General features: G+C 54.5%; 1 protein-coding gene. It reads right to left on the bottom strand.

The annotated features are described in order from the left end of the window. Window positions 1-143: 143 nt before the first annotated feature. On the bottom strand, window positions 144-1,353 hold a 1,210-nt coding region (locus CQ12_RS21665; RefSeq protein ID WP_245310065.1), incomplete at its 5' end, for an NADP-dependent oxidoreductase.

Genomic DNA, 1,353 nt, shown 5'->3' with positions numbered 1-1,353 from the left:
CACCGTCTTCGGCGCTTCCGCTATGCCTCCGAGAACGGACGTCGCCCATCGTGCTCGTCATGTCGGAGATGGGCCAAAAGGAGACGATCGTCCTTACGTTCAGTAAATCAGCGAGTGCCCATGCGCTGCGCTTGGGTTTGACTTCAACTCAACTTGACCAGCATTTTTCCAATGTTTTTTCCTTTGAAAAGTCCAAGGAAAGCATTCGGTGCCTGTTCGACCCCATGGAAAACAGTTTGGCGCCATTTGATCTTGCCTGCCGCATGCCAAGTCGCCAAGTCTTTTGCAAAGGCGGGTTGCAGATTCAAATGATTCAAAACGACAAAGCCCTGAAGGCGCAAGCTTTTGGTCACAGCCATCAGCAAATTGCGCGGACCGTTCTGCGGTGAAGCCACGTTATACTCTGAAATCATGCCACATAATGCAAACCGGCCAAATGTCTTTGCGTTAGCGAGCGCCGCGTCTAGATGGTCACCGCCAACGTTATCAAAATAGACATCGATGCCTTCCGGGGCTGCCATAGCCACCGCACCGGTCAGGTCCGCAACGGCTTTGTAGTCGATTGTCTCGTCGGCCCCAAGCTCGTTTCTGACAAACGCAGCTTTCTCTGTCCCTCCAGCGGATGCGATTACCTTGTGGCCTTTCAGTTTGGCGATCTGGCAGACCATCGAACCAACAGCACCAGCGGCGCCTGAAACAAAGACGACGTCTCCCTCTCTGAGGCCAGCGATGTGGAGTAGACCGACATACGCGGTCAGGCCTGGCACCCCGGCCACACCTAAGAAGGCTTCAGCCGGTAAGCCGTGAGTCTCCAATTTCCGGACTTTGTTGGCCGAGGCATTGAAGGCTTCCCGCCAACCGAACATGCTCTGGACAAGGTCACCAGGCTTAAACGAAGGATCATTGGACAATACGACTTCACCAATAGCGTCGCCCTGCATCGGCGCTCCAAGAGCGAACGGTGGAACGTAACTCCGGGCATCGTTCATTCGGCCCCGCATGTACGGATCAACGCTCATCCATACATTGCGAACCTGAACTTGACCCGCCTCTGGCTTTGGCAGTTCAACGGTACCTAGCTCGAAATCATCGGCTATTGGCATCCCAACGGGGCGGTTCTTCAGTCGAATTTCACGTGATGTCATCATCAGGAAACCCTTTTGATCGGGAAGAACTGTTTCAACGCCACCTCGGGCCTCTGTTCCCGGTGCACTCAACCAAAGCCTAATCCCTTCTGCTCGCGGGTCCACGCGGTTGAATGTCTCATTAGGGTCATGTGTGGACGACGCCCGCATTGAAGAAGAATCTGACGTTCGGCTTGCGGTCGGGTGCAAGTCATGTGTCCGGCCTGTT

Source organism: Bradyrhizobium jicamae (assembly GCF_001440395.1).
GTDB lineage: Bacteria > Pseudomonadota > Alphaproteobacteria > Rhizobiales > Xanthobacteraceae > Bradyrhizobium > Bradyrhizobium jicamae.
The sequence above is the reverse complement of the archived record's forward strand: the minus strand, read 5'-3'. Positions and strand labels throughout refer to the sequence as shown.